We start from the raw sequence: 25,815 nt of genomic DNA, 5'->3' as shown, positions 1-25,815 counted from the left end.
ATTTTTGTTAGACAATTTATTATTAATCTTGAAATCTATGATAAAACAAAGATTCCTGTTCGCTTTTATTTTGTTCATAGTCTCCGCTCTTGATACATATGCTAGTATCGAATTGCGATCCCACCAAATGAAAACAAGTGATGGCCTGCCCAGTAACTCTGTCCGGTACATGTATCAGGATAGTAAAGGCTTTTTGTGGCTGGGAACATTGAACGGATTAAGCCGTTATGATGGTAATTCGTTTCTAACTTTTCAGCCGGGAAATGATGGAAAGCCGTCACTGGCAGATAACCGGATTTTTAATATCACCGAAGATAAGCATGGCTTTCTTTGGATGGGGACTACTGTCCGGTTGTATAGCTGTTATGATTTGCGGAAAGCCTGTTTCGTGAATTATATGGAACCGGAGGAACAGGATCGGAATTATTCAAAACTCTTTTTGGCTTCTGGTGGTGATGTTTGGCTTTGGCATCCGGACAATGGTTCCCGACGGGTGGTTCATCAGGAAAATGGTACGCTGACTTCTATCGTATTCAAAACAGAAGCCGGCAATTTGCCGGATAACCGGGTGAACTTTGTACGTGAAGATGAGAATGGACGTATTTGGATAGGAACCAAACGCGGACTGGCATTAGTAGTTAATGGCGAAGTAAAGATTGTAAATCGCTCCCTGCATTTTGTCTCTTTGCTGGCTAACGGAAATACTGTTTATTTCCTCACAGAGAACGGCGATATTTATTCTTATCAGGAAGAAGCCCGGGAACTGGTAAAACAGGCGGCAATCTCTTCTGTTGCAGGAAAAACGTCTCTTACCGATGACTTTCGCATAAAAGACAAATGGGTGATACTTACCACCGCAGGGGTCTATAATTATGACCTCATAACTTATACACTGACTCCCGATCCTCACCTGAATATAAAGAAAGGAGAAGTTATTCGTGACAATCACGGGGATTACTGGATTTATAATCATACCGGACGTGTTCATTATATGCTTGCCGCTACGGGTGAGACTAAATCTTTTCAACTGATTCCTGAAGAGAAGCTCGACCATATTGACTTTGAACGTTATCATATCGTCCATGATTCAAGGGGAATCATCTGGATCTCGACTTACGGAAACGGTCTATTTGCTTATAACACTGCAGAGGACAAGTTGGAACATTTTGCCGCCGGCATTACAGAAAATAGTTATATCAATTCCGACTTTCTTCTATTTGTCATGGAGGATAGGGCAGGAGGAATTTGGGTAAGCTCGGAATACTCGGGAGTAGCCCGTATTTCGGTACTGAATGAGGGGACTTCCCGCATTTATCCGGAAAATCCGGAATTATTCGACCGTTCCAATGCTATACGTACGATAGGGGAAATGCCGAATGGAGATATTGGTATTACCACTCGTAAAGGAGGGCTGTTTACGTATGATACACATTTCAATCAGAAGATGAATAAGACCTATTTTCAGTCGAATATCTATGCTGTCGAGAAAGACGCCGATGGAAAACTGTGGATGGGGACTCGTGGTGAAGGGCTGAAAATAGGAAATGATTGGTACAGGCATGACAAACTGGATCTTGCCACCTTATCCAATAATAATATCTTCGCTATTTGCCGCGACGCCAAAGACCGTATGTGGATCGGAACATTTGGCGGCGGACTCGATTTGGCCGAAACTACTCCCGATGGTAAATATAAGTTTCAGCATTTCTTTCAGGGAAGGTATGGCGTGCAGATGGTTCGTGTGTTCCAGGAAGACAGGAATGGAATGATCTGGATGGGAACCAGTGAGGGAATCTGCATCTTCCATCCTGATTCTTTGATAGCCGATCCTGAAAATTATCATTGGTTCAGCCATACGAACGGCAAGTTTTGCAGCAATGAAATTAGATGCATCTTTCAAGATAGTAAAGGACGGATTTGGACAGGTACTTCGGGTATGGGACTTAATCTCTGTCAGCCGGAAGATAATTACAATGTCCTGAAGTATGAACACTACGGTGTCAAAGAGGGGTTGGTTAACAACGTTGTACAATCCATTTTGGAGGACAAGGAGGGAAAACTTTGGATTGCGACCGAATACGGGATTTCCAAATTTGATCCTGATATCCGTTCGTTCGATAATTATTTCTTTTCTTCTTATACATTGAGCAATGTATACAGTGAAAACTGTGCTTATGTAGGAGCAGATGGGAAATTGTTGTTCGGCACGAACTACGGATTGACCGTCATTGATCCCAAACAAATAAAGAGTAATGAATCTTTCTCTCCGGTAGTCTTTACTGATTTATATGTGAATGGTATTCAGGTGATTCCCGGTGGAACGGATTCTCCGCTGACTTATTCGTTGGCTTACTCCAGCGAAATGGAACTGAAGTATTTTCAGAATTCTTTCCTGATAGACTTCTCTACCTTTGATTATTCCGATAGCGGACAGGCCAAGTATATGTATTGGCTTGAAAACTATGACAAGGAATGGAGTGCTCCTTCCTCACTTAATTTTGCTTCTTACAAATATCTGAATCCCGGCACTTATATCCTGCATGTAAAATCCTGCAATGAGGCGGGCATTTGGAGTGATAAAGAGACGACTCTGACTATCGTTATCAAGCCGCCTTTCTGGAAAACGGGATGGGCTTTCCTTTGCTATACTTTGTTGGCTATGGTAGCTCTTTATTTTACGTATCGTGTAGTTCGCAATTTCAACCGTTTACGCAATCGAATCAGTGTAGAGAAGCAGTTGACCGAATATAAACTGGTTTTCTTTACCAATATCTCTCATGAGTTCCGCACCCCGCTAACATTGATTCAAGGTGCACTGGAACGGATACAGCGTATCGGTGATATTCCGAAAGAACTGGTTCATCCGCTGAAAACGATGGATAAGAGTACACAGCGTATGTTGAGGTTGATTAATCAGTTATTGGAATTTCGCAAAATGCAGAATAATAAACTCGCCTTGTCGTTGGAGGAAACAGATGTGATCTCATTTCTCTATGAAATATTCCTTAGCTTCGGTGATATAGCCGAACAGAAGAAGATGGATTTTCAATTTAATCCTTCTGTTCCTTCCTATAAAATGTTTATTGATAAAGGCAACTTGGATAAAGTAACCTACAATCTGTTATCGAATGCGTTTAAATATACCCCTTCCAACGGACATATTGTATTGTCAGTAACGGTGGATGAGGCGAAACAACAGTTGCAGATACAGGTTTCAGATTCGGGAGTGGGTATACCGAAAGAGAAGCAGGCGGAATTATTCAAGCGTTTCATGCAAAGTAATTTTTCTGGAGATAGTATCGGAGTGGGGCTGCATCTGACGCATGAGTTGGTACAGGTTCATAAAGGAACTATCAAGTATGCGGAAAATGAGGGTGGCGGTTCTGTATTTACCGTGTCTATCCCAACCGACAAGTCCGCTTATAGCGAAAAAGACTTTTTAGTTCCCAATAATGCATTGCTGAAAGATGCCAATATTCATACCGGGCACTTGGCAGAACCCACTGATTTTCTTGGAGACGAACAGGAGGAACTGCCGGAATACGAAAAAGTGGATAATCCGTTGAATAAGCGGAAGATATTGATTATCGAAGATGATAATGATATCCGTCAATTCCTGAAAGAAGAAATCGGTGCTTATTTCGAAGTGGAAGTAGCGGCGGACGGAACTTCAGGTTTTGAAAAGGCACGTTCCTATGATGCCGATCTCATTATCTGTGATGTATTGATGCCGGGAATGACCGGATTTGAAGTGACGAAGAAACTGAAATCGGATTTTGATACGAGTCATATCCCTATTATTTTGTTGACTGCACTGAACTCACCGGAAAAGTATCTCGAAGGTATAGAATCGGGAGCAGATGCTTATATTCCCAAGCCGTTCAGCATCAAACTGCTGTTGGCACGTGTGTTCCAGTTGATAGAGCAGCGCGACAAGCTCCGTGAGAAATATCTGAATGAGCCGGGCATCATGCGTCCGGTGGTATGCTCCACGGACAGGGACAAAGAATTTGCCGACCGTCTGACTGTTGTTCTGGAGAAACATCTTGCTCGTCCTGACCTTACGATTGATGAATTTGCTTCCATAATGAAGATGGGACGTACTGCTTTTTACAAAAAAATACGTGGTGTAACCGGATATGCTCCTAATGAATACTTGCGCATCATCCGTATGAAAAAAGCGGCGGAACTGTTACTTTCTGATGAAAATCTGACAGTCGCCGAAGTTTCTTACCGCGTAGGTATTGATGATCCGTTCTATTTTAGCAGGCGTTTTAAGATGCAATTTGGAGTCTCACCTTCTATATATCAGCGTGGTGCGAAGAATAATTCTGCTTCAGAAGAGTAACCTTTATAAATTATCCTGTATCTTTGTGCACAGAAAATAATTGTAAATATGAAGATAGAAGATAAACTTGTAGCGTCCGTCCTTAACGGACTCAAAGCACTTTACGGTCAGGAAGTCCCTGAAAAGATGGTGCAGTTGCAAAAAACGAAGAAAGAATTTGAAGGACATTTGACGTTGGTGGTATTTCCTTTCCTGAAGATGTCAAAAAAAGGACCGGAGCAAACGGCACAGGAAATCGGTGAATATCTGAAGGCAAACGATCCGGCTGTAGCAGCGTTTAATGTGATAAAAGGGTTCTTGAACCTGACTATTGCATCGGCTACATGGATTGAACTGCTGAACGAGATTCAGGCGGATGAACAGTACGGCTTGGTGCAGGCCACTGACGCTTCTCCATTGGTGATGATTGAGTATTCTTCTCCGAATACAAACAAACCGCTTCACTTGGGACATGTGCGGAATAACCTTTTAGGCAACGCATTGGCTAACATTGTAGCGGCAAACGGCAATAAGGTAGTCAAAACAAATATTGTAAACGACCGTGGTATCCACATCTGTAAGTCCATGCTGGCATGGAAGAAATACGGAAACGGTGAAACTCCTGAAACTTCGGGTAAGAAGGGTGACCACCTGGTAGGTGATTATTATGTATCTTTCGATAAGCATTATAAAGCGGAAGTAAAGGAGCTGATGGCTCAATTTACAGCGCAGGGAATGAGTGACGATGAAGCGAAAGCAAAGGCTGAAGCTGAATCTCCATTGATGCGGGAAGCCCGTGAAATGCTGGTGAAGTGGGAAGCCGGTGATCCGGAAGTACGCGGATTGTGGGAAATGATGAACAACTGGGTATATGCCGGATTCGACGAAACCTACAAGAAGATGGGTGTCAGCTTCGACAAGATCTATTATGAATCCAATACTTACCTCGAAGGAAAAGAAAAGGTAATGGAAGGGCTGGAAAAAGGTTTCTTCTATAAGAAACAAGACGGTTCCGTATGGGCCGACCTGACTGCCGAAGGACTGGATCATAAACTCCTTCTCCGTGGTGACGGTACTTCTGTCTACATGACTCAGGATATCGGTACGGCTAAACTTCGTTTTGCCGATTACCCGATTAATAAGATGATTTATGTAGTAGGTAACGAACAGAACTATCACTTCCAGGTGCTTTCTATCTTGCTCGATAAACTTGGTTTCGAATGGGGTAAGAGTCTGGTACACTTCTCTTACGGAATGGTGGAACTGCCGGAAGGTAAGATGAAATCCCGTGAGGGTACGGTGGTTGATGCTGACGACTTGATGGAGGAAATGATTGCCACTGCTAAAGAAACTTCACAAGAACTTGGCAAACTGGATGGTTTGACACAGGAAGAAGCTGATGATATTGCCCGTATTGTGGGTCTGGGAGCATTGAAATATTTCATTCTGAAAGTCGATGCCCGTAAGAATATGACATTCAATCCGAAAGAATCTATCGACTTCAACGGTAATACAGGTCCGTTTATTCAATATACTTATGCACGTATCCAGTCTGTACTTCGGAAAGCTGCCGAATCAGGTATCGTAATTCCTGAACAGATTCCGGCTGGTATTGAATTGAGTGAAAAGGAAGAAGGGCTGATTCAGATGGTTGCCGACTTTGCTGCTGTTGTAAAACAAGCCGGTGAAGATTACAGCCCGTCTATTATTGCCAATTATACTTATGACTTAGTGAAAGAATACAATCAGTTCTATCATGACTACAGTATTCTGCGCGAAGAGAATGAGGCGGTGAAAGTATTCCGTATCGCTCTGTCTGCTAATGTGGCTAAAGTTGTTCGCTTGGGAATGAATTTGCTGGGTATCGAAGTTCCTTCCAGAATGTAAGACTTTCTCTGAACAAAATATATTTCTGCGGGGTTTCTTTTATATATAAAAGGAACCCCGTATGTTTTTACTCTTCTCTTCATTTGTTATTCCCTGTAAAGGTTTTTATATGAAATATGGATTATATGGGTAATTAGCTCCAGCCCATATAATCCATGTTAGCTACGTCTAAAAAGATCTTTCGTAAACTTTCCGGACGACTTAATTTATTGGTTTATTATTTTTTTATATACCAATTTTTATCCTTTGTCCCATTCGACTTAGCCCATGATGCGAATTTGGGATATAACTCATCTATTCTTTTACCCTCGTTCTGGGGATCTTTTAATGTGCTTGTTAATTGTCCGATTTCGTCACTTGCCGGTATGTTGATAGCAAATGGCATCATGTCTACTGAAACATAATAGAGGCCCTCTTCAGTTCTGGAAAGATCCTTTCCTGTACCGAAGAATGATGTATCGACTTTGTCTGTAGGAGGATAGTTTACCAAATGTACTTCTTTTCCCCTACCTTCATTCGAACTAATAAAAATAAATGGATTGTAAGGTGGAACAATATTCTTTTCATTGATTCCGTCAAGTTGTATTTTTACTGTATAATGTCTTTTGGATTCATCCGCAATACCTTTGAATACAGTCATGTCATCAAATAGCAGGATGGTAGGATGACTTTGTCCGGGCTCTACTCGTTGTCCTGCCATGAAACTGGAAGTTGGATTATCTTCTGGAGTAATCTTGACACTCTTGATGTTACTGTTTGATAACTTGTGGAGTTGGTACCCAAATCCATTTTTTAGATAACCTCCACAATGTTCAACAGTAAATTTATCTTCTATTTCATAAACCCGATTATCCAGTACCATTCGGGAAACGGTACTGTTGTAACGGACTATTACGTCATTCATATCATAATCCCCCTCTTTGGGCCATAAGTCTTCGAAGGTCAGTATACCGGAATAAGTGATGGTGTATAAGTCTTTATCACCAGGGGTGGCTTCCGGTTCTTGTGGTAGTGGAGGTAGCTCCGGATCAATCGCATTTTCTTCCGATGTGTGAATATAGAAGAGAGCATCGCAGTAGTCCATATCAATATTATCTTCAAACCCGATGGCTACGATTTTACCGGAAGTCTCATCACGTAGAGATATGGTTCTTTGTTTTCCATCACTATTTAAGATTCTTGTAGAATAGCGTGTTCCCATACCTTTTATAATATCACCAACTTTTTCAGAATTACTAGTAGGCTTACTCTTGAATCCCATTCCCTGTAGACACCATCCGATTGTAACACCTTTAGGGAATGTACTTTCGTATCTTTTTGTTTCTTCGTTCCAGTATTTTAGCTTCACTTCTTCACCGCATACTAGAGCTCCTTTCCCCAGCGTCTTGTAGACTGGAGAAACATTTGGAAACACGATTGTCTTTTTGATCGTTTTTATATCTGGTGTGGTACCGGTTTCATATGTATAGTATCCTACTGTATTATACCATGCTGCAGAGCTATTAACAAAAACAAGACTCACTTCAGTTGATTTAACAATAGGAATATCTGATGTCATTGGTATTGTACCATTGACAAATTGTGGATAGTTATCGCTGATGTTGAGGAGTTTTTTCTCTCCATTATCTAATTTGACGGTTCCTTTTCTAAAAACGTGTTTGATGTTGTAAAGAACATCAGCAGGAGGCATGTGCAATCCATCTTCTAAATTATTAGGTCTCCCATTTTCATCCCAGTCTGCTCCGGGAAGAATATCCCAGTCATCAAGATAGGTATGCTGATTAGTAGTTACTCCTCTAGTTTGTGATGTTGCCAGTGCTCGTTTAGCTTTGATATATGTATCCTGATTGAAGGAAATCCGGTTACCTTCAATGGTCAACTCTAAGGGAGATACTGTACCTAAATAATCAGAATATAGCCATACTTTTGAGATGTCGGCTGAAATAGCCATCTCTCCGGAGTATTTACCATTCTGGTCTGTTGCGCCACGATAAAGTGGCTCTATGTCCTTCTTTTCCCAACTTGTACCGGTAGCATCGGTGTTGTCATTGAATTCGAGTGGATTCTGATCATAAATCTCAAAAAGAATGCGATAAGAGCCTGAAAGCCTTGTTTGGTTATCAAAAGCATAGTCTATGTCTACGGCAACAGCCTGATTCATGTTATAGTCAAAGAATTCTTCTTTGGGGATTTTTTTCGTTTCTTCTTCTGAAGAAAGATTGCGTTCATTATCTACGCAACTGCAAAAAGGAGAAAATAAAAGCAAGCCTATAACTGTGCTTTTCAAATAAAATCTTGTTTGTTTCATAAGTTTTTGAAAATAAATAAATTAAATGGCAAATATATAATTATTTTTATATATTTGCCATCATTCTTGCATTTATTTTCTTACTTCTTTTTCGTAAACTTTTTTTTGGGTGCTGAATTTGCTCCTTTTTCGTCTTGAAGCTTGATTAAGTCGAGACAGTTTTTCAGTGTCAAATCCTGCGGGACGATATCTTTAGGTATTTTATAATTGGAACCCTTATAAGTAATATAAGGTCCGTAACGTCCGTTCAGAATCTCAAGTTCCGGCTCCTCTTCAAACGTCTTGATGTGGCGTTCCGCTTCTTTCTGGCGTTTCTCCAGAATCAGCTGTTCTGCCTCTTCCAAAGTAATTTCCATCGGGTCAAGTGTTTTCGGGAGCGATACATATACCTTATTGTGAAGGATATACGGACCGAAACGTCCTACGCCTACACTGACTGATTTTCCTTCATATTCGCCCAGTGTACGAGGTAATTTGAATAATTCCAATGCATCTTCCAAAGTGATGGTTTCCATGGATTGGCCTTTCTTCATTTGTGCAAAGCGTGGTTTTTCTTCATCTTCTACAGTACCAATCTGTACAACAGGACCGAAGCGGCCAATCTTAACAGAAACAGTCTTACCTGTTCCCGGTTCTTCTCCCAGAATACGTTCGCCTACTTTATGTTCCGTCTTGATAGCCAATGTATTTTCTACAGACGGATGGAACTTATCATAGAAATTCTTCATGATAGAAGTCCATTTCACTTCTCCTTCTGCAATCTCGTCAAATTCCTTTTCTACGCTAGCGGTAAAGTTGAAATCCAGAATGTCCGGAAAATATTCGGTAAGGAAATCGTTTACCACAGTGCCGGTATCCGTTGGGAATAACTTAGCCTTTTCTGCACCGGTAATTTCAGTATGGTTTTCATCCTTAATCTGGCGATCTTTCAATGTCATGACATTAAACTGCCGTTCTTCCCCGTCTTTATTACCTTTCTCCACATATTCGCGTTGTTGGATGGTAGAGATAGTAGGTGCATACGTAGACGGACGTCCGATACCCAGTTCTTCCAACTTGCGTACAAGACTTGCTTCCGTATAACGTGGAGGACGTTGGGTGAAACGTTCGGTTGCGATGATAGGGCCGTGTTCCAACTTCTGACCTTTTTTCAGAGGAGGAAGCAGGTGGCTCTCATCTTCCTGTTCGTTGTCATCATCATAAGATTCACGGTATACACGCAGGAATCCGTCGAACTTAATCACTTCGCCGATGGCTGTAAATACATCGCTGCTGCCACTTATTGTTATGGTAGCAGTTGTCTTTTCCAGTTCCGCATCTGCCATTTGTGAGGCAATGGTGCGTTTCCATATCAAGTCGTACAGTTTCTTTTCCTGTGCTGTTCCTTCAACGGACTGGTTTTCCATATAGGTAGGACGGATAGCCTCATGCGCTTCTTGTGCACCCTTAGTCTTTGTTTCGAAATGACGGGGGTGTACGTAGCGGTCACCCATCATTTTGATGATAGCGTCTTTACTGCCTGCTGTCGCAAATTCCGAGAGGTTGACAGAGTCCGTACGCATATAAGTGATGAATCCCGATTCGTATAAGCGTTGCGCGAGCATCATGGTCTGCGCTACGGTATATCCCAGTTTGCGTGCGGCTTCCTGTTGCAACGTAGATGTTGTGAATGGAGCAGGAGGCGTTTTCTTGACCGGGCGGGTAGTAATATCGTCGATGGCAAAGCTTGCTCCCTGACATGCGTTGAGGAAAGCTTTTGCTTCTTCTTTTGTTTTGATACGGCGAGCCAGTTCAGCTTTCATTTCCACCAGTTTTCCGTCCGTGTCCGGAACGAGGAATACGGCAGTGATGCGATAAGCAGCTTCCGTTTGGAAAGCATGTATTTCACGTTCACGTTCAACGATCAGGCGGACAGCAACTGACTGAACACGTCCGGCAGAAAGTGCCGGTTTCACTTTTCTCCAAAGCACGGGAGAGAGTTCGAAACCTACGATACGGTCCAGAATCCGTCGTGCTTGCTGTGCATTTACGAGGTTGAGGTCAATGTCGCGTGGTTGTTCAATTGCTTTTAAAATAGCGCTTTTCGTAATTTCATGAAATACGATTCGTTTTGTGTTTTCCGGTTTTAGTTTCAAAACCTCATACAGATGCCAGGCAATCGCCTCTCCCTCGCGGTCCTCATCGGATGCGAGCCATACGGTTTCTGCCTCTTTAGCTTCTGTCTTCAGTGTGCTAACCAGCGTCTTTTTGTCTGCCGGGATTTCGTAGCTGGGTTTAAAATCATTATTTACGTCGATACTGAAATCTTTTTTCTTCAGATCGCGTATGTGTCCGTAACTAGAAAGGACTTTGAAATCTTTCCCCAGAAACTTTTCAATCGTTTTTGCTTTTGCCGGAGACTCGACAATGACAAGGTTTTTCTGCATAATTCTTTCTTTTATAATGGCTTGTACCACAATATTCGGGGACAAAAGTAAAAAAAAAGATTCTCCCTACCTTATATTATAAGGAGAATTTAATAAAATCTTCAGTTTTGCATCTGTTGATCTTAAGATTTCTCCATATACATTGTCGATACTTGATGTTTTCATCAGGTACTGTGCGATATTGCTAAAGAGATCAAGCTTGGATAATTGTTGGTGAGAATCCATTTATCATTTCTAAAAGATAAACTGTATGAAATTAAATTTCCGTTAGTATCGATTAGTGTATGTATATTCTGCGTACATTTGTTTCGTTAGCATCTGAGTTTTCGTTCCAGTTAAGTAGAGCGAAAACTTAAATGCAGGATAAATAATTAATATATAGGAAGGCTGTTTTTACTCTTTCCTAATGAAAAACTAATAAATTATGAGTGTGAATTATGATCTTTATGAGACTCCCGATCTCGCAAAAAGCGGGGAAGAACAACCTTTACATGCACGTGTCGTATTGAAAGGCAGTTATACAGCCGAGGAATTTGTAGAACAGGTAACAATCTTTCAGCATATGCCGCATGCACAAGTGGTGGGTGTCATTGAAGCTATATCGAAAGAGTTGCAGCATTTGCTATTGAAGGGATTCTCCGTCGAATTGGGAGATATAGGCTATTTTACTCTTTCTTTAAGTGTGAATAAAAGGGTCTTGGAAGCAAAAGATTTACGTTCGCCGTCCATATCTTTGAAAGATATTAATTTTCGTGTGAATCGACAGCTTAAAAAGGAGATTGAGAGTCGGATTGAGCTACAACGTTGTCATTCGCCATTCCGTGTAAAGAATCCATTGGAAGAAGAGAAATGTTTGCAACGTTTGAATATTTTTTTTGAAGACCATTCCTGTATCAATCGGCAGGATTATGCCCAGCTTGTTGGCAAGACGAAGAAGCAGGCATTGCAGGATATTAATGCTTTTATTGAAAGAGGGATCCTGAAGAAATATGGTTCAGGACGTTCGGTGGTATATATTAAAATGAAATAAGATGATATTTAATGCAATATGCCCATCTCGAATAGTACGGGATGAGCATATTGTGTTTTTATTATATTCTGTCTAATTTTCTTAGAACCGGAAACTCAATCCTCCCAAGAAATTGAATCCTTCCGTAGGATAACCCAAATAATATTGATATTTCTTGTTCAGCAGGTTATGTACTTGCGCATAAACGGATACTCCTTTGAATATATTATAGCTGGCTCCGATATGCAAATCATTAATTGCGGTCATTTTTGCATACTCTTTCACTTCTTTCCGGTTGATGTAATCATAACCCAGATTTATGTTAAGAGCAGAGATCGGATGAATACGTACATTGAAAGACATTTCACTGACAGGTTTCACAGCCAACAGATATTCCTCTGTTTTGCTGTCCCAATTACGGTAAGTATATTTAGCTGATATTCCGAGGATATCTTTGTAATCGTAACTGATTTCACCGCCAAGGTAGAGATTATTTGTATTATCTTGAGCAAAAGAAAGATAAGAGCCTGAATGAATATTACTTGGGTCAAAACCTAAATAAGATAAGTCGTTCTTTAGATTCTGATAACCACCGAACACGTTGAACCAAAGTCCCGGATAAGGGCTTGCTTTGAATCCTATACTACCGTTGATTTGCTCGTAAGTATCATAAGGACGTTGTACATATCCCAAAGTAGCAGTGGTATTTGCCTCCGGCAGTTCACCGTAAGGACATATATTTTCTAATCTGCGGAAATCATTCAGTTGCTTACCGCCAGTTGCTTTTGCATAAACAATGTAGCTATCAGAAAAAATATACTGTGCAGTGATATCGGGTGAAATACGGAAAGACTTATCAAATCCGAAAGATAAATCTACATTGGCTCCGATATGCAATTTCCAGTCATCATTATCCAGTTCATAATATGGATTTAAAAGAAGCGTTGTGTAGTTCTTGAAATATTCATCTCCGGTGGAAACATTCTTTGTATATCCGCTGTAGAGAAGATTGTTCATTTCCAGAGCGATAGTTATTAATTGTTGGTCACCGATAGCTCCCGTGACATCGCCTTTGGTACGTATGATTGTCTCCTTGATACCTGTATTGGCTTCAGATTCATTGAACATGTTATGCTGACGTTCATACATCAACAGATTTGTTTCTGCATTGAAACGCAGTGGTGCAGTCTCATCAATGAAATGAATGCCCGCATGGAAGTCACCGGATGTGAATTTCTGCTTGCTGTTTACGCTTCCCGGTTGGAAGTTGAAGTTGCTCAATCCGAAGTTTCCGGCAATATTTAAATCCAACTTATCGAATTGATGCGTATAATCTACATTAGCACGTGTGCGGTAGTAGAAAGCGTTCCATTTCTCTCCATCTGTGAAGGGAAGGGTCAATTTACCATCCATTCCATCCATCTGGAAACGTACATTCAGTTTATCTTTCTTCGACAGGCGGAATAGATAATTGGCAAGAATGTCCAAATTGCCATAATTGCCATATCCGGCACGTACATATCCGGGAGTAGTGCCTGGCTGAATTTCTTTTCCGGTATAGGGACTCATCAGACCTGCCGGAACAGAAGTAGCCGGAAAGAATGTTGTAGCATATTCTACCTCTTTTTTGCTTACTGTCGGTTCTTCTACTTTAGGCAGGACGTTCACTTTCGAAGCATCCATAATGTCCGGGTTATATTCTTGTTCTACAATGACCGTGCGGTTCATTGTCGTATCTTTCGGTTGGGTAGTTTGGGCTTGAAGGCAGGATGGCATTGAGATTGCCAATGCGAGTCCTCCTATTATATAATGAGATCGTTTCATACTTTTCTATTTATTTAATTCTCAATTCTCAACTTTCAATTTACGAAGTCTGCTTTCAATCATGCTTTGAATATCGTCATTACCCTGGTAATTCTGTTGCAAACTTAACAGATACTGACGTGCATCCAGATCTTTGCCCGTAGCGTGGTAAACATCGGACAGAAGGACAAAACTACGTGCCAGCCAATAAGCATGAGGTGTGCTCTGTTCTATATAGTTGAGCAACTCTTTTTCTGCAGCGGCATATTCTTTTGCATCGTAAAGTGATTGTGCAACCTGATATTTTGCTTCGGCACCGTAAGAGTTACGTGTATCTTTTGCCAGTTCACGATAATCTTCCAGTGCTTTTTTGTCAGCCTTTTGCTTGGTGTAGGCTTTAGCACGGTAATAAAGAGCTTCGTTCCTTAACTCCGGACTAAGTTTGGCTTCTGCAAGCAGGTCGGTAGCTGCATGGATGGTTTCTATGTCATCTCTCAACAGGAAGGCACAACGCAAAATTCCTGTTTCGGCAAGTTGGCGACGTTCTACATTGGTTGCTTTTTCTTTCAACATTTTATAGCTAGCTAGTGCTTCAGCCATATTTTGCTGATTGAACTGCACTTCGGCACGCAAGATTAGTGCTTCTTCTGCAAATGGGTTGTTAGGATATTCCAATAACTTACCGGAATGGAGAAGAACCATATCGTAATTCTTCTGTTCGTTACCAATCAGGCAGAGGTAATAATGCGCATTCAAACTGAAAGCACCTTCCGGGAAAGTCTGCAAGTATTTGTTGAGACTTGTTTTGGCTTCTTCCATCCGGCCTTTTATATAAATCTTTTCTGCAGCGGCATACGTAAGTGAGTCTTGTTCATTGGCATCGAAACGGATATGTCCCGGCATGGCATTTGCTAAAGCTGCAAATTCGTCGATGCGGTTCAGGTCTACATAAATAGATTTCAAGTCACGCATGGCAAGGCGGGCTTCTTCGCTGCCCGGATATTTTTCGATTACTTCCTTGTAAGCTCCGATAGCCTGATTGTAGTCTCCTTTCTGATAGTACAATAATCCGATTTCTGCAGCGGCTTTCCGGCTGACAGGACTTTCGGGGTATTTGCTTAGCAATTCTTTGAAAGAGGTAATGGCTTGATTGTTGTTATCCATCAGGACATAAGAACGCCCTTTCTCATAAATGGCATTTACTGCATAAGGAGAAGAAGGATATTTACCCACCAGTCGGTTTAATAAAGTGATTTTGCCGGAATAGTCTTTCTGTAATCCCGATACGAGAGCGAGTTGATAGAAAGAATAGTCGCCGGAAGGAGTATTCATTTGTTCCGCTTGTGAGTAGTAATGTTTGGCTTCTTCGAAGCTGCGTACATGCAGGTAACAGTCACCGATACGGTTATAGGCATCGGCAAGCGCGGTTGTATTTTCACCTTTTTCCAGTTGGATGTACTTTTGGAAATAATTGCTTGCCTGTGTATAGTCTTTGCGGTGGAAAGCGATATACCCTAGGTTGTAGTTGGCAAGTGCGTACATTTCGTTATTGGGCTGGGTGGTGAGTTGCAGGTAAGCGTTGAAGTCACGGGTTGCTTCCGTCATTCGGTTGAGGCGGTAGTAAGATTCGCCGCACCAGTAGTAAGCGTCTGCTTTGGTCTGCCGGTTATATTGTCCGATGGCGATGGATTGATTCAGATATTTAAGAGCCTGTGTGAAATCAGCATTAGCAAATGCTTGTGTACCTAGTTGGAACAGGATTTTCTGTTTGGCTTCCAATATTTGTGCACTTGGTTTGGCTATCCGGTCGATGGATTTCAGGGCTGCATCATAACTGCGGGTATTCATGTAAACTCCTACCAAATAGCTGCTGACTTTTTCAGCGTAAGGAGAAGTCGGGAATTCATTCAGGAACTTCTCAAAGGCAGTGACGGATTCGCCGAAAGCGGAGAAGGAAGTTTCATGCAGGCAAAGAGCGTAATTGTAGGCTGCCTGTTCCTTGATTTGCATATTAGCACTGGAGGCGGCTGCCTGTTCGAAAGCCATGCGGGCTTTGCTTTTTTCTGCCAGTTGCAGATAAGAGAGTCCCATGTGGAGGTATGCATTTTGAGTAAGGGCATCATTGGCAGTTGTGACCTTGCCTAATGTTTCGGCTGCTTTGGAATAGACTTTCGTCTGATAGTAGGAGAGCCCTAACATATAAAGAGCATCGCGACGCGGAGCCGAATGATCTTTGTTCAGGTAATTGTTGAATGCTTCTACAGCTTGGTGATATTGTCCGAAGTGGTAGTAGGCATCTCCCAGAATGCGATACATCTCTGCGGCATGCTCGTTATTTGGATAGGCCGACAGATAGTTTTGTGCTACAATCTGTGCCTTATCGTAGTTTTGAAGCTGTGCATAAATTTCGGCAATGTAATAGGGGACAAGTGCCTTGTACTTCGAATCGTCCTGTAACGGCAAGAAACCTTTCAGTGCTTCGTTATAGCGTTTTTGCGTATAGCGGATATAAGAGAGATAATAATCACAGTCTTTGGCATATTGGGGACTGTTGGCGCGCAATGTTTCAAACCAAATTGCTGCTTCTCGCAGATTATCGGTTTTCAGATAACAGGTAGCCAATTGGTAAGTACAGTCATCTCGTTCCTCATTACCCAGCAGACCGAGGTCGGCAGAGTTGAAGAGTGCCAGTGCTTCGTCGTATTTTCCTTCATAGAAGTAGCAGGAGGCTAATAGTGCATAAATACGGTTGGCGTAAGGAGTGTCCGGATAGCGGTCGAGATACTTGCGCAGGATTTCGATCCGGTTCTTGTCTTTCAGTTCATAAGCAGAACTGGCCAGCATATATTCTGCGTCTTGAAGAAGGCTGGCGGTTGGCTTTTGTTTTACAAATGCTTTCAGTGCCGGCAGGGCGGCTGCATAATTTTTTTCCTGGAAAAGTTCTTTTCCTTCTTTATAAAGGTTGTCGGTCGAAGTGAACTTATCACTTGTCTGGGCAAATCCTATCATAGGCGTGCAGCAGATAGCCGCACAAATGAGTCTAGTAATTTCTTTTTTCATAATCGGGTGTTTATGCAAAAGTACTACATATCTTTCAATGAGAATCCTTTGAAAGTTATTTTATAATCATTTAATTCTTTATGTAAAGTTTCTCCTTTCTTTTCCAATGCCGGGATACTTATTTTTCTCGGATTTCTTTTTACTTCTCCGATAAGTGCTGTTTTGTTAAACCGGTTGAGGGCAATCAGGTCTATTTCATTTTCTCCGTTTTTGTCCCAATAGTTACCTACGTCAGTAACTTCCTCTTCTTCAGCGATACGTTCACGGAAATATTTTTCTAACAGTAGGCCGCTGTATTGTTCGTAGTTCTTTTCTACATATTCTATCAGTAAATGGTTTTTCCCCATTTCCAGTACTGCGTTGTTTGGGAAAATGAAGCGAAACCAGAATCGTAGAAAATTGTCTTGCAGGCAATAACGGGTAGCACGACTATTAGGTTTAGCGAACATCGGTTTCACTTTTTTGATTAATGAATATTCATCCTCAAGGTTGGCTAAATAGGAACCGGTGTTTTTATTGATGATGGAATCAATCTCTCGTTGTGTTGTTTTTCCTTCCGCAATGAGAGATAGGATAGAAAAATAATTGGCATAGTCTTTCCCGAACTCGGAAATCAACATGTCTTTGCCTTCTGTCAGAAATGGTGAGCCTTCGGAAAGCGCATAATTTATCATGGCATTTTTATTAAATGCTTTCGCTTCCATCAATAGGGTGATGTATTTGGCTACTCCACCTGTCAGTAAATACAGGCAAAGCAAATCTTCCGATGTGAATTGGGGGGCATGGTCTGCCAGAATCTCTTTGATAACAGTGGTGGTGAATGGATGCAGGGCAATTCGGGCGGTAAGGCGTCCGTATAGTGGCTCCTTGCGGTCTTCGAATATTCTTTTCATCATTGAATAAACGGAACCGCATACAATGAAATTGATTTTGGAAGTCGCGTGATATTGATCCCAGATACGTTGTATGTCACTGACGATAGACGGATTGATATAGAGGAATTCTTGAAATTCGTCAATGATTAATGTGAAATTTTCCTTTTGGGAATGTTGCATCAGCAGTTCAAAGAGCTGTGCGAACTCTCTGATTTCTCCATAGATACGAATGCCAAGTGTTTCCTCTATGACAGGTTGATATTGTGCGCAAAGCAGGACTTCACTCTTTCTTGCTACAAATATATATACGAATCGGGTGTCTTTGACAGACTCTAAGAGTAGAGCTGTTTTTCCGATTCGTCGGCGTCCGGTCATTACAGTAAAGCAAGCGCTCGTTTGTGATTGCTCTTTAGCTGCATACAGTATCGCCATTTCTTTCTTTCGGTCGTAGAACTTCATATTATTGCTATCTTAATGGCGGTTAATTTAATGGCCATTAAATTAATGGTGGTTACAAAGATAACACAATATGTTGTATTTTGTTCATTTATAGTAATATAATATGATTGTTTAAGATTATGTGATAAATTGCTCTGATGATAAAAAATACGCATTATATCAGACTGATAGAATGATTTTAGTGGTATTGAGCTAGAAACAGAATAAGTCCTCGCCGGATAGAATCCAGTCCAAAATCTTCCGGATGAATTTCGGAGAGAGGCAGGAAGAAAGCATCTGCTACATCATCCATAGCGGAGAAATAGCTCATGTTTTCTACAGTGCAGAGGAAAAACATATCGAGTGTGTGTACAGGAAAACCTGAATAAACATAAATATTGGGAAGTGTGAACTGGTAAACGGCTTTTTTAACTTTCAGCCCTGTTTCTTCCAGTACTTCGCGGGCAACACCTTCTTCGCCCGTTTCATTCATATCGATGAATCCGCCGGGTAGGTCGAGAGTTCCTTTGGCTGGCTCTTTGGCACGTCGGCAGACAAGCAGTTCATTTTTCTCATTCAAGATGAGTGCTACTGTGGCGGCAGAAGGATTGAAATAATAGACAAAGCCGCAATCTGCACATTTTTTAGATTTCTCGTTATTGATCTCAAAATGAGAGGAACCACATTCAGGGCAATATAGGAATTGGGCAAGAGGATGTTCCATGATCGTATATATTTCCAGGTTTTTGTTTATGCTTGCAAAGTTATAAAAAAACGAGATTAAGTAAACAAAAAGGAGGGATAATGAGCCCTGTATTGCAGAAAGTAGGAAATAAGAGTTATTTCTAACTCCTATTTCCTACTTTTTTTGAAACTATTAATAATACTCCCGTTATATGAGTTATTTAGCTTCCATAACAATAGAAGTACTATCTGTTGGAAGCAATTAACGTCTTGTTAATTGGGGGATATTAACGGAGATATAGATTTGATCTTATGATTTTTCATTGATGATTCTGTTGAGAATTGTCTCCTTTTAGATGATAGACAAATTTGACTTCCTCATCATTCTTTATTGGATAAGTCTATTTTACTCGCGATAATTTGCCTGGTGGGAAGGGTACATTGGTCTTATATCCAACGTTTGTAACCTTTGGTGCGCCCAATGGGCTGAATCTTGAGATTGTCAAAATAGGGGGTGCAGATACGCTGTTTTTGTAACGGAGCCATTAGTCCGGCCATACCGCGTAGATAGTGGGCTGATGTAGCTTTCACCACTTCCTTTCCATCTACAAAACCTGTTAGTTCGTCGCCAAGGAGGCGTAGTTTCAATGAATGCCATTGGCAGGCGTTGACACCTTCAATCTTGACACTGGCCAGCGTGTATTCACCACCAATCTCCATATCGGTACGAGCAAGGATCATGGCTTGCTGTTCAGCACCGCCAATGAGCTCTTTCTGGTCGCGTTTTCCTCGGGTGATAACCAGAGTACAGTTGCCGTCACCGGGAATTTCTACGAGCAATGAACTGACAGAACCACCGAACATAGGTTTATAGACCATATCCATGATTTCGTTACGCTGTTGTTCAGGATAGTCCTTCAGTAAGACGGATGTTGCACCGCCTCCATTAACTACCCCAATACCATCAAAACGCTTACCTTGACTTTTTCCACTTAGTTGTATAGTTTGCTGTGCTACGCTAATTGATGAGTAGCAAATAATAAGTAATAAAGTGATCAGCCACTTCTTGCTTGTTTTTCTAATCATAAGATAGCTGTTTTGTTGTAAGATAGTAATTTATATTTATTCGTGAAAACGTTCTATTACCTCCATACACATCCTTCCATTATGATAGGGACATTTCCAGAAGCCGGCTTTATCATCGGTTTTATTCACTGTACCATCTGCTCGTAGGCTCCAGAACCATTCTCCTTCGCTGTCGATCAAATGTTCTTTTATGAGCTCCCAGCATTGGGTAGCCCGTACTAATGACAAACAGTCGTCAAAATACTGGTAAAGATTCATATAACCCACAACAGATTCAGCTTGCACCCACCAATGCCGGTCGGCATCTATTGAGGCACGGTCACCATGCATCTCATAAATCATACCTGCACCGGGAAGAAATCCTTCAGAGGCGGCTTCTGCCATGTCAATTACATAAGGTTCGATACGCTCTGCCAGCCGTCTGTCGCCAAGAGTTAAAGCTGCTTCATGCAGGAGCCAGGAAGCTTCGATATCGTGCCCGTACGAAACAATGTTATATTTACTGTTCCAGTCATCATCAAAAAACAGATCCAAATGCTTTGTTTCAAAGTTTATGATTCGCTCTGTGAAAAGCTCTATAAGATTCCGTAGTTGTCTTTCCAGCCAGTCATCTTTCCATACCCGGTATAAATTGGCATAAGGTTCCAGAATATGTAAATGCGTATTCATTGTTTTCCGTTCATTCTCATCCTTTTCGCTCAAACGCATATCTTCTATTGTTTCCCATTCACGGGTCAGCGCCTCACAATATCCGTTTTTTTTCCGGTCAAAGCTGTGTTCTTCAATATCATTGAATAAACGTATGGCGTACTCCAATGCCTCTTTATCTTCCGTCGCTCGAAAATACTCACTAAGTCCATAAATAGCAAATCCCAACGCATATATTTGTTTTTTGGTGTCCAAAGGAGTATGGTCTTCGGAAAGTGACCAATATACGCCTCCATATACAGGATCGTAAAAATGATCGATGATTTCTCTTTTAGCGCGGGTTGCCATTTCCAAATATTCTTCTTTACAGAGCAGGCGATAGGCGGATGAAAATGTCCATAGAATACGTGCATTCAATACTACTCCTTTCGGAGCCCCACCAATCACTTCTCCATTACCGGCAATACATCCATGAAAGCCGCCATGCTCTGTATCTACCATGCGATTCATCCAAAAAGGAAGAATATTCTCTGTCAGTACACTCTGCATTTCTTCCCTTAACTTTGTTACTGTCTTTTCCATTTATTCCTTTCTTTTAGCGTTCAACTGATTGGTTATCTCACACATCCGTTCTTCCGATAAAGGATACAGACTTATAAAAAGTATGCTAAGAACCGTCCCTACAGCCGGCAACCAACTTAGGAACATTTTAATTCCATGAATAGTCTCGGCACTCTGTATAGCGTTAGCTTCAAACCCGAAAAATGCCAATAACCATCCTGTTGCTGCACTACCGATAGCCCAACCAAATTTCTGGCTCATGGAAGATGAAGAAAAGATAAGCCCTGTGGCACGATGACCGGTCTGCAATTCAGAGTAATCAGCACAGTCCGCATACATCGACCATAATAAAGGAAATATGCTTCCCGCACAAATACTGATTAATATCTGAAAAGTGAAAATAAGCACCAATTCCTCTTTATCCAGCCAATAAAAGATGACGGAAAACACTGTGGCTATCAGCATGGCTCCCATGTATGTTTTCTTTTTACCAATGCTGTTACTTAACGGAGCAGCCAGAATGACTCCTAAAATATTGGCAGCTTGCCCCACTGCCAGATATAGCCCGCTTAACACAAAAGAAATGCCGAGCAGAGAAATAGAGGCATGTTCTTCCTCTACGATATAGTATTTGAAGTAATACACTGTTGCCCCGTCGCGAATGGAGTTGAACACCAAAGCGGCAATCCCGGCTCCTAAAAGAATCCACCAGGGACGGTTATGAAGTAAGTCCGACAAATCAGTTTTCAATGAGTTCTGCTGTTCCCGGATAGGCTTTACGCGTTCTTCTGTCCAGGCAAAGCATCCGTAAAAAAGCAAAGCACATGACACGGCAATGACAACGACACTCATCATCCAACCGTATTGTTCACTATGGTCTTTACTGAAGAAATTGACCATCGGCATAAACAAGAGCAACGCGATAAAACTGCCGATATACGCAAATGTCATACGGTAGGTGGAGAGTGTATTCCGGTCTTTTGATTCCGGGCTTATGACACCGAGTAATGAAGCATAAGGCACATTAATGGCCGAATACACCATCATCATCAGCGAATAGGTTATATAGGCATACACTATTTTGCCGGTGTCACTTAAATCCGGAGTCATAAATGTGAGTATTCCTATCAATGCAAAAGGGATGGCCAGATATAATAGATAAGGACGAAATTTTCCCCAGCGTGATTGAGTCCGGTCGGCTATTACACCGACAATCGGGTCAAACGCGGAATCCCATATACGGGTGACGAGAAACATCGTACCTACTACTGCAGCAGACATTCCGAAAACATCTGTATAAAAAATCATCAGATAGGAGCCGAACAACTTCCAAAACATAGAAGAAGCCATATCGCCCAAACCATATCCAATTTTTTCCTGAAGTTTTATCATAGTATTGAGTAGATGATTATTTATTCATCAAACGAAGGTTCTTCTCTATTTGCTTTATCAGCGTAGCCACCGAAGACGAGGAAGACAGACCGTCAGACGGGGTATTCAGGCAATAATCCACCAATCGGTCAACCGTAGAAGTAGCCACATGCATACGTGTGTCGGAAGAAGCATAGTAGATAAACACTTTGCCATCCTCATCAACAATCCATCCGTTGGTAAAGAGTACATTGGAAACATCTCCGATGCGTTCTTCTCCTTCCGGAGCCATAAAGAAACCAGCCGGAGAGGCGATCACTTTTGTCGGATCTTCCAACGAGGTCATGTACATATAAAGCACATAACGAAGCCCGGCAGCACACCCTCGTACTCCGTGTGCCAGATGTAACCATCCTTGCGGAGTTTTGATAGGGTGGGGACCCTCTCCATTTTTCACCTCCTTGATGGTGTGATAATAACGCCGGTCGATAATTATTTCATCTTTTACTTCTGCATGTGTCATGTCGTCCAGTAGTGCCCAGCCAATACCGCCACCGCTGCCGGCATCGATAAAACCATCTTGGGGGCGTGTGTACAAAGCATATTTTCCATTTACAAACTCCGGATGAAGAACCACATTACGTTGCTGGCTTTTTGTTTTTAAATCCGGCAAGCGTTCCCATATTTTCAAGTCCTTCGTACGGGCTATTGCAGCGGTTGCCGTAGCAGATGAAAGATCGCCAGCCGGAGCTGTGTCATCGTGGCGTTCTGCACAGAAGATTCCATAAATCCATCCGTCTTCATGAGCTGTCAAACGCATATCATAAATGTTCGTGGCAGGAATGATATCTTCAGGCATCACTATCGGATAATCCCAGAAACGAAAATTGTCAATTCCATTAGGACTTTCAGCCACTGCGAAAAAAGACTTGCGGTCGGCTCCTTCTACACGGACTATCAATAAGTATTTTCCATTCCACTTGATAGCGCCGGAGTTTAGGGTGGCGTTCATGCCAATACGTTCCATCAAAAACGGATTTGTTTGTTCATCCAGATCATACCGCCAGAAGACGGGAGTATGAGCTGCTGTGAGTATGGGATATTGATAACGTGTGAAAATACCATTTCCATTTTCCAATGGCTTGTTTGTACGAGTGATTAACTGTTCGTACTCTTCAAAAAGTGTTTGCAATTTATTTTTAAAAGAAGTCATCTTTCTATTTTTTAAGTGTTTCAAATTATACTAAAGACTGCTTCTCCTCTTTCGAATAAAGAAGATCATTGAGGTAGCATTTCATTTTTATGATGGTCTATTTCTTCAATACATATACTGCAAATGTTTTAGGTTCAATTGTTACATTCAGTATATTTCCGTTAACAGCCAATATCGATTCTTGAGGAATAATTGCATAGGGGTTATCTAGCGTATTTTCTTTCAATATATTGTCTGTTTGGAGTTTAATAGCACGGGCGCCTTTTAAGGTTTCTTTCTTTTTCAAACCATCTATCTTTATAGATAAAGCTTGGGGCTCATCAGAAACATTGGCGACTTTGACAATAATTTCATTACTATCCTTATCTAATACTGCACTTGCAAACAAACCGTTTTGATCCTCTGAACCGGTTACTGGTTTCTTATTCATGGTTAATTTCAGCATGTTAGTACCCTTGTAAGTAGCATACAACTGCTGCACATAGTAACTTACAGTACCAACTGATTTCAAATTATCGAACCAGATCAAGTCAGGACGCCATTGCCAACCCTCCACATGAGCAAACAAAGGAGCATACGTTGCCATATGAACGATATCTGCATTACGTTCCAAACCTGTCATAAACGCAGCTTCCATTAAAGCTGCATTGAAGTGGTTCCATTTTCTACCATTACCATGACAAGCATATTCACCGGCAAATACTTTCGGACCTTTACGGTCATAGTTGTCATACCGGGAACCTTGGGCTAAGAACCAATCTTCAGGGCGATAAAAGTGCTCATCTACCAGGTCAACTTTCAAACGTGTCATTTCTGGCCACAAATAGTTGAAATCATTACCTTCCGAATGGGGACCGGAACTACCCACGATCTTGATATCGGGATAAACAGCACGGATGGCTTTAATAAATGGTTCTAAACGTTCTGGATATTCAGGTCCCCATTGTTCGTTCCCAATACCGATGAACTTCAAGTTGAATGAAGCCGGATGTCCCATTTCGGCACGAAGTTTTCCCCATTTAGTTGTCACATCACCGTTAGCAAACTCAATTAAATCGAGCGCATCCTGGATATATGGCTGCAATTCTTCAAGTGCGGCATGAGCGCTGATATGATAGTTTTGAAACTGGCATGCCAGACCACAACTTAATATAGGAAGAGGCTCTGCACCAATCTCTTCTGACATTAAAAAGTATTCATAAAAACCTAAACCGTAACTTTGATAATAGTCAGGGTAGTAACGATGAGCAAAGGTATATTGCCAACGATTCTCGTTCAATGGGCGATTCTCAACCGGACCAACCGAGTTTTTCCAGTTGTAACGAGTTTCTAAGTCAGTGCCTTCTACAATACATCCACCAGGAAAGCGGAAAATACCGGGCTTCAAGTCGGCTAAAAGCTGGACCAAGTCTTTACGTAAACCATTTTCATGCCCCTTCCAAGTATCCACAGGAAAGAGCGAAACATGTTCTAAATCAATAGTTTCAACACCTTCCAGAAATATACGAAGTTCAGCCTTTGGATTAGTCATCGAAGGTTTTAAAATTACTTGATACTTTTTCCATTCCTTTGAATCGACAGTAATGCGTTCCGATGCAAAGGCATGTCCCTCTTCCATTGTCTTGGTATTCACTAACTCGACACGAATCATTGCAGCTTTGCCTCCATCTGGGATTCGTGCCCAAACAGAAAAACGATATTCGGCATCTTTCTTTACACCAATACCAAAGAAGCCTTCGTTACTCAAACCGGTGAGCTTATGCCCATGTCCTTTATAGAAGAGACGTACATAGTGGGGATTTTTCTCGAAAGGTCCGTCATCTTTCACTTCAAACTTACCGAATGCTTTCCAACCCAATAAAGGCTGTGGGAATTCAAACGAACGGTTTTTTACTAACTCTGCGTACAAACCGCCATCAGCTGCATAGTTGATATCCTCAAAGAACAAGCCATACATCGTGGGTTGAATTTCCGCTCCGATTTTCTTGGTTGAGATTACAAGCTCCTTGGTTTGTGCTTGGTAATGGTCGAACGTTTGTCCCGCCACCGGAACTGAAAGGCAGACCAATGCTATTATTGAGAGTTTGTTTTTTTTCATTACATTAAATTATTTATTATA

General features: G+C 41.5%; 14 protein-coding genes. 3 read left to right on the top strand and 11 right to left on the bottom strand.

The genetic code is table 11. The annotated features are described in order from the left end of the window. Positions 1–40 precede the first annotated feature (40 nt). Both H8796_RS03830 and argS read left to right on the top strand, forming a co-directional pair. Positions 41–4,348: a two-component regulator propeller domain-containing protein gene (locus tag H8796_RS03830; protein WP_369906988.1), complete on the top strand. Its 4,308-nt coding sequence runs from the start codon at positions 41–43 to the stop codon at positions 4,346–4,348. Positions 4,349–4,396: 48 nt separating this feature from the next. Next, a complete protein-coding gene (gene argS, locus H8796_RS03825) occupies positions 4,397–6,214 on the top strand; it encodes an arginine--tRNA ligase (RefSeq protein ID WP_117932879.1) in 1,818 nt (605 codons plus the stop codon). A 217-nt stretch (positions 6,215–6,431) separates the two neighbouring features. Here the strand turns inward: argS and H8796_RS03820 are convergent, their stop codons facing one another. After that, entirely contained in the window at positions 6,432–8,522 is a 2,091-nt protein-coding gene (locus H8796_RS03820; RefSeq protein ID WP_117932881.1) for an LruC domain-containing protein, read from the bottom strand. Positions 8,523–8,602: 80 nt separating this feature from the next. Then, on the bottom strand, positions 8,603–10,948 hold the full coding sequence (gene topA, locus H8796_RS03815) for a type I DNA topoisomerase (RefSeq protein ID WP_117932883.1): 2,346 nt from the start codon (positions 10,946–10,948) through the stop codon (positions 8,603–8,605). A gap of 424 nt (positions 10,949–11,372) precedes the next feature. On the opposite strand from topA, the gene H8796_RS03810 reads away from it, so the two are divergent. Beyond that, on the top strand, positions 11,373–11,978 hold the full coding sequence (locus H8796_RS03810) for a DsbA family protein (protein ID WP_117932885.1): 606 nt from the start codon (positions 11,373–11,375) through the stop codon (positions 11,976–11,978). 81 nt (positions 11,979–12,059) lie between these two features. On the opposite strand, the gene H8796_RS03805 is transcribed toward H8796_RS03810, so the two are convergent. The 9 genes from H8796_RS03805 to H8796_RS03765 form a co-directional block, all read right to left on the bottom strand. Next, positions 12,060–13,781 carry a TonB-dependent receptor gene (locus tag H8796_RS03805; protein ID WP_117932887.1) on the bottom strand — a complete coding sequence of 574 codons (1,722 nt, stop codon included), beginning with the start codon at positions 13,779–13,781 and terminating at the stop codon, positions 12,060–12,062. Between the two features lie 21 nt (positions 13,782–13,802). Further along, entirely contained in the window at positions 13,803–16,820 is a 3,018-nt protein-coding gene (locus H8796_RS03800; RefSeq protein ID WP_117932889.1) for a tetratricopeptide repeat protein, read from the bottom strand. Between the two features lie 23 nt (positions 16,821–16,843). Then, a complete protein-coding gene (locus H8796_RS03795) occupies positions 16,844–18,154 on the bottom strand; it encodes an ATP-binding protein (protein ID WP_117932891.1) in 1,311 nt (436 codons plus the stop codon). 178 nt (positions 18,155–18,332) lie between these two features. Beyond that, the gene (locus H8796_RS03790) at positions 18,333–18,857 is read right to left on the bottom strand and encodes an NUDIX domain-containing protein (RefSeq protein WP_187343935.1); all 525 of its coding nucleotides are present in this window, start codon (positions 18,855–18,857) and stop codon (positions 18,333–18,335) included. A gap of 407 nt (positions 18,858–19,264) precedes the next feature. Continuing rightward, positions 19,265–19,903, bottom strand: a complete 639-nt coding sequence (locus tag H8796_RS03785) for a hypothetical protein (RefSeq protein WP_117932895.1) — start codon at positions 19,901–19,903, stop codon at positions 19,265–19,267. 36 nt (positions 19,904–19,939) lie between these two features. Then, positions 19,940–21,133 (bottom strand): AGE family epimerase/isomerase, encoded by a 1,194-nt coding sequence (locus H8796_RS03780; protein WP_117932897.1) that lies wholly within the window; start codon positions 21,131–21,133, stop codon positions 19,940–19,942. Continuing rightward, positions 21,134–22,504, bottom strand: coding sequence for an MFS transporter (locus H8796_RS03775; RefSeq protein WP_117932899.1), 1,371 nt, complete (start codon positions 22,502–22,504; stop codon positions 21,134–21,136). A 16-nt stretch (positions 22,505–22,520) separates the two neighbouring features. Next, entirely contained in the window at positions 22,521–23,696 is a 1,176-nt protein-coding gene (locus tag H8796_RS03770; protein WP_117932901.1) for a glycosidase, read from the bottom strand. Positions 23,697–23,793: 97 nt separating this feature from the next. After that, entirely contained in the window at positions 23,794–25,794 is a 2,001-nt protein-coding gene (locus H8796_RS03765) for an alpha-L-arabinofuranosidase C-terminal domain-containing protein (protein ID WP_117932903.1), read from the bottom strand. Between the last annotated feature and the right edge of the window lie 21 nt (positions 25,795–25,815).

Source organism: Bacteroides sp. M10, from assembly GCF_014334015.1.
GTDB lineage: Bacteria > Bacteroidota > Bacteroidia > Bacteroidales > Bacteroidaceae > Bacteroides > Bacteroides intestinigallinarum.
Note: the sequence above shows the minus strand (reverse complement) of the source record. Positions and strands in the feature narration are given on the sequence as shown.

Coding starts and splice junctions, on each gene's coding strand:
- argS (WP_117932879.1), top strand. CDS start 4,397: ATGAAGATAGAAGATAAACTTGTAGCGTCCGTCCTTAACGGACTCAAA.
- H8796_RS03820 (WP_117932881.1), bottom strand. CDS start 8,522: ATGAAACAAACAAGATTTTATTTGAAAAGCACAGTTATAGGCTTGCTT.
- topA (WP_117932883.1), bottom strand. CDS start 10,948: ATGCAGAAAAACCTTGTCATTGTCGAGTCTCCGGCAAAAGCAAAAACG.
- H8796_RS03810 (WP_117932885.1), top strand. CDS start 11,373: ATGAGTGTGAATTATGATCTTTATGAGACTCCCGATCTCGCAAAAAGC.
- H8796_RS03805 (WP_117932887.1), bottom strand. CDS start 13,781: ATGAAACGATCTCATTATATAATAGGAGGACTCGCATTGGCAATCTCA.
- H8796_RS03800 (WP_117932889.1), bottom strand. CDS start 16,820: ATGAAAAAAGAAATTACTAGACTCATTTGTGCGGCTATCTGCTGCACG.
- H8796_RS03795 (WP_117932891.1), bottom strand. CDS start 18,154: ATGAAGTTCTACGACCGAAAGAAAGAAATGGCGATACTGTATGCAGCT.
- H8796_RS03790 (WP_187343935.1), bottom strand. CDS start 18,857: ATGGAACATCCTCTTGCCCAATTCCTATATTGCCCTGAATGTGGTTCC.
- H8796_RS03785 (WP_117932895.1), bottom strand. CDS start 19,903: ATGATTAGAAAAACAAGCAAGAAGTGGCTGATCACTTTATTACTTATT.
- H8796_RS03780 (WP_117932897.1), bottom strand. CDS start 21,133: ATGGAAAAGACAGTAACAAAGTTAAGGGAAGAAATGCAGAGTGTACTG.
- H8796_RS03775 (WP_117932899.1), bottom strand. CDS start 22,504: ATGATAAAACTTCAGGAAAAAATTGGATATGGTTTGGGCGATATGGCT.
- H8796_RS03770 (WP_117932901.1), bottom strand. CDS start 23,696: ATGACTTCTTTTAAAAATAAATTGCAAACACTTTTTGAAGAGTACGAA.
- H8796_RS03765 (WP_117932903.1), bottom strand. CDS start 25,794: ATGAAAAAAAACAAACTCTCAATAATAGCATTGGTCTGCCTTTCAGTT.